This window comes from Leucobacter sp. M11, assembly GCF_035726885.1.
GTDB lineage: Bacteria > Actinomycetota > Actinomycetes > Actinomycetales > Microbacteriaceae > JAPFRB01.
This window is the reverse complement of record NZ_JAPFRB010000003.1, coordinates 568,043-572,207: the sequence shown is the minus strand read 5'-3', so window position 1 is coordinate 572,207 and position 4,165 is coordinate 568,043. Positions and strand designations below refer to the sequence as shown.

Annotated in this window: 2 protein-coding genes; both read right to left on the bottom strand. The window is 75.2% G+C overall.

Annotated elements, in window-relative coordinates:
* The coding region (locus OOT08_RS11100; protein ID WP_325092702.1) for an Ig-like domain-containing protein at positions 1–3,053 on the bottom strand (3,053 nt) is incomplete at its 3' end.
* On the bottom strand, positions 3,050–4,165 hold a 1,116-nt coding region (locus tag OOT08_RS11095; protein WP_325092701.1), incomplete at its 5' end, for a serine/threonine-protein kinase. The genes OOT08_RS11100 and OOT08_RS11095, both read right to left, overlap by 4 nt.

The window sequence follows — 4,165 nt, the reverse complement described above, 5'->3', positions numbered from 1 at the left end:
ATCACGATCTCGTCGCCGCGGCGACCGAGGTGCGCGCTGATCGTCTCGTCGCCCGGAGCGTCAACGCTCACGAGCCGGACCCGGTCGCCGTCGGGGTCCACGCCCGTGAGGGGCACCGCCACGCGGGTCGTCTGGCCCGGGAGCACGCGCGCGGTCACCGGCGCGGGCACGGGATCGCCGTTGCTGCCGGCGGGGAGCACCCGGATCGTGACCCGGGCCGTGTCGAAACGCTCGGGATCGCTGTCCAGGAAGGCGCGGTACCCGAGCTCGTAGGTCCCGGCCTGCTTCGGAGCGAGGTAGCGCAGCGTGTTCCCGGAGGCGAAGGCGAGCTCTCCCGGGGCCCCGGAACCGGTCACCTCGGGGCTGAGGGTGAGCCGCTCGCCGCGCGGGCCGAGGTCATTCTCCAGCACCCGCAGATCGACGACGCTTCCCGCCCGGACCGTCGCGGCGTCGGGCACCGACACGACCACCCCGTCCGTGACCTCGGGCACCTGGAACACGGTCAGCTCCCCCGTGGCGTGCTCGGTGCCATCGGCGACGGTCACCTCGGCGGTGCCGATCAGCCCTGCTCCCCCGTCGGGCGTCGTGCCCGCGACCCGGACCCGGTGTTGCTCGATCACATCGGCGGTCAGCTCGCCGCTGGTCACGCTTACCCCGGTCACGAGCAGTCCGCGGGCCTCGCCGCGCGGCAGGGCATCCAGCACGCCCACCGTGGCGTCCTGGAGCGGTCGCACGAAGGCGCGCATCGGTGGCACCGCCAGCGCGAGGCCGCCCGGCTGGGCGCTCACGCGCACCGGGCCGCTCAGCTCGCTGCCGAGGACCCGGTCCCGCACCGTGACCGTGACCGTCTGGCTGCCCGGCGCATCCGCGACCAGCGTCACCCGGCCGGACTCCGGTCGCGGGGTCACCGACCACCCGGGGGCGGATGCGGGCAGCACCGCGTCGACGAGTTCGATGTCGCCGGAGCCGCCGCTGACGCGGTCGAGCGGGCTCAGCTCGGTCGCCTCCCCCGTTGGCACGGTCGCGGCCATCCCCTCGAAGCTGAGCGCGGCTGCGGCGCTGATCTGCACGACCAGTTCGCGGGTGGTCTCCGCCCCCCGGGAATCGCTCACGGTCACCTCGATCGAGACCGGGCCATCCGGGGCGTTCGGATCGCTGTGCCGGACGGCGACCCGGCCGTCGGCCCCGACCACCGCACGGACCGGGTCGGCGGGGTGTGTCACCCGGGCCGCCGTGAGAACGACGGGATCGCCCTCGGGGTCAACCCAGCCCTCAAGCACGGGGAGCACGAGGGTGCCGCCCGGGGCAAGCTCCGGGGTCGGCCACGCGCGCTGGCACCCCTCGACCCCGCACCACTCGGGGGCGGTGTTGACGTCCTCCGGCGCAACCGTCAGCGTGACCGTCGCGGGCTCAGAGACGTGCACCCCGTCGGTGATGCGGTAGCGGAGCGTCGCGCTGCCCGTGGCGTGTTCCGCGACCCGCACCGTGAGGGCCTGCGCGTCCGGCAGGAGCTGGGCTGAGCCGAAGTCCGCCGGGTCGAGCCCCTCCGCGAGGGACTCGGGGACGATGGTGAGCACGTCCTTCTTGTTGGGATCGAAGTCGTTGAGGAGCACCGGCAGGATCGCCTGCCGACCGGCGCGCACCCCGAACTCGTCGGGCACCGCGACGGGCGGGAGCTGCTCGGTCACGTCCTCGACCACCACGGCTCCCGTGTCTTCCTTGGGCGGGTCGGTGACCGTCCACTGCGCGACGGGGATCAGCTGCCCGTCGGGCAGGGTCCACAGCATCCCAGTCCCCGTTTCGAGGAGCACCCCGCGGGAGCCGTTGCTCTGCAACACGGGGTGCAGGGGGCGGGCCGCGGCGTCGACGCTCGGGTCGAGCGGAATCTGCCGGGCCTCCCCCGCCGCCTCGCCCGCTGCCGCCCAGAGGGTGCCGCCCTCGGGGCCGAGCCAGGCCGCGTGCTGCTGCCCGGCGATGCTGCGGGGCTGGGCGGGCTGCCCCTCGGCCACCGCGAGGCGCTCGGGGGTGCCCTCCGCGCCGACCCGCCAGAGCCCCGCCTCGTCCGCGATGAGGGCCGCCCCGTCGTGGCCCGGCCCGCTGGCCTGTAACTGGGCCGTCCCGCTCAGGTCGAGCGCTCTGGGCTCGGCCACCCCGGCGCGCCAGAGCAGCCCCGCATCGGGATCCAGGAGCGCCCAGTCGCCGTCGATGAGGGCGAGCTGGGGGCGCTCGACGTCGGCCGCGCCCGCGCCCACCGGCTCGGCGCCGCCGCGAAACTGTCCGCGGTCAGTGTCGTAGCGACGAATCGACCCCTCGGCCCGGGAAAACAGCGCGAGCGTGCCCGCCTCGTCGAGCGCGATGGCGTCCGCGTCGGGCGGGACCGCCCCGTCCGGCATGCTGATGGGGCGGAGCCCGTCGACCCGACCGGCCGAGCCGGGGGCTGCGTCGCTCGGCGGGCCCGCGAGGGGGGTCGCGACCGCGTCTTCGCCAGCGGCGCGCTCCGCGCCGGGGGCGCTCAGGAATACGCCGCCCGAGTCGGTGCGTACCGCGAGCGTCCCGGCTGCGCTGAGCACCTCGCGGGTGCCGTTTGGGGTGTGCTCCACGGGCGGACCGCCGGCCCCCGGCAGCGGGGCGGAGCCGGATACGGCCGCGGTCTGCGCGGGCTCGGCAGGCTCGGACGTGGAACCGCCGGAGGGGGTCGACGCGGCCCCCACGTCCACCGGGACTGCCGGGTCGATGGGCCAGGCCCGGCTCAGGCCGTCGGTGAAGAGGATGCCGTCCGCGCCGGACTGCACGACCTGCGTGGGGTCCTCTGCCTGGCGAACCGTATCGATCTCCCGGGTCACGGTGTTCACTCGGGCGTACTGGCCCGCGTCTCGGGCGACCCAGACGGCGGTCTCCTCGCGGGGGATCTCGCGGGCGTCGTAGCCCGCCGCGAACACCGCCGCGGCCGCGCCGAGCGCGGCGACCAGCCCGGCCGCGACCACGGTTCGGAGCCGAGCGCGCCGCTCGCTCGTGACCGGGCCGCGCGGGGCGCTCCGCGTGAGCCCGGTCATCCGAGCCACCCGCTGAGCAGGGCGGAGCCGCCGAGCAGGAGCAGCGCCGCGGCGCCCGCACCGATCGCCCCGGCCGCGAGCGGAGACAGCCGCGGGCGACGCGGCGACGCCTGCGTCCACGGCTCGGCCTCGGCCCGCTCGGCGGCGCGCTGGGAGCTCCGGCTCTCCGCGCGCACCCGAGAGATGACGGGGCCGCGGTCGCCCACGGACGCGGCCGCGAAGGCGGCCTGGCCCCAGGGCTCGGCGATCACGTCCAGCGGGGTGGCGTCGAAGCCGTGGGCTCGCTGGGCCTCCTGCAGGGCCTCCCCGAACTCCCGCATGGAGGCGAAGCGGTCCCCCGGGCGCGGGCGCATCGCCTGTGCCAGCACGGCGTCGAGGTGTCCGTAGGCTCCCGGGTCGGGGAGCCCGGGGTACTGGCCCTTCCGGATGCGGGCCTCGATCTTTTCCCGGCTGTTCTGCGTGCGCTCCGGCAGCTCAAACGGCGACCGCTGCGCCGCGAAGCTGAAGAGGGTGGCCGCGAGTGACCAGATCTCGCTCGCGACCGTGCCAGCGGTCTGCTTGGCGATCAGCTCGGGGGCGGCCCAGGGGATCGACATGGCAATCCCCTCGGGGTGTTCCTCGGCGTCCAGCGCCGCGGAGATGCCAAAGTCGCTCAGCACGGGTCGGCCGAGCCCGCTCACGAGCACGTTCGAGGGCTTGATATCCCGGTGCAACACCCCGCTCCGGTGGGCCGTTTCGAGCGCCCCCGCGAGCCGCACCCCTGTGTCGAGGACCGCGTCGAGGGGCAGCCGTGCGGCCCGGGAGCGGACACTCATCGAGTCCGGGCAGTACTCCATTGCGATGAAGGGGTGCCCGTCCGCGGCGATGCTGGCCTGGTAAACAGTGAGAATCGAGGGGTGGGTGCTCAGCCGGGCGGTGATGTCGGCCTCGGCCTCAAAGGTGCGCCTGGCCTCCGGGTCCGCGCCGAGCGGGGGCAGCACCTTGACCGCCACGAGGCGGCGGGGCATGTCCTGCTCGTACAGAAAGACCTCGGCGAAGCCGCCCGATCCGAGCGGGCGGAGGTAGCTGTGCCCGCTGATCGCGGGCGGGCGGATCGGCGCTCGCTTAGCCAT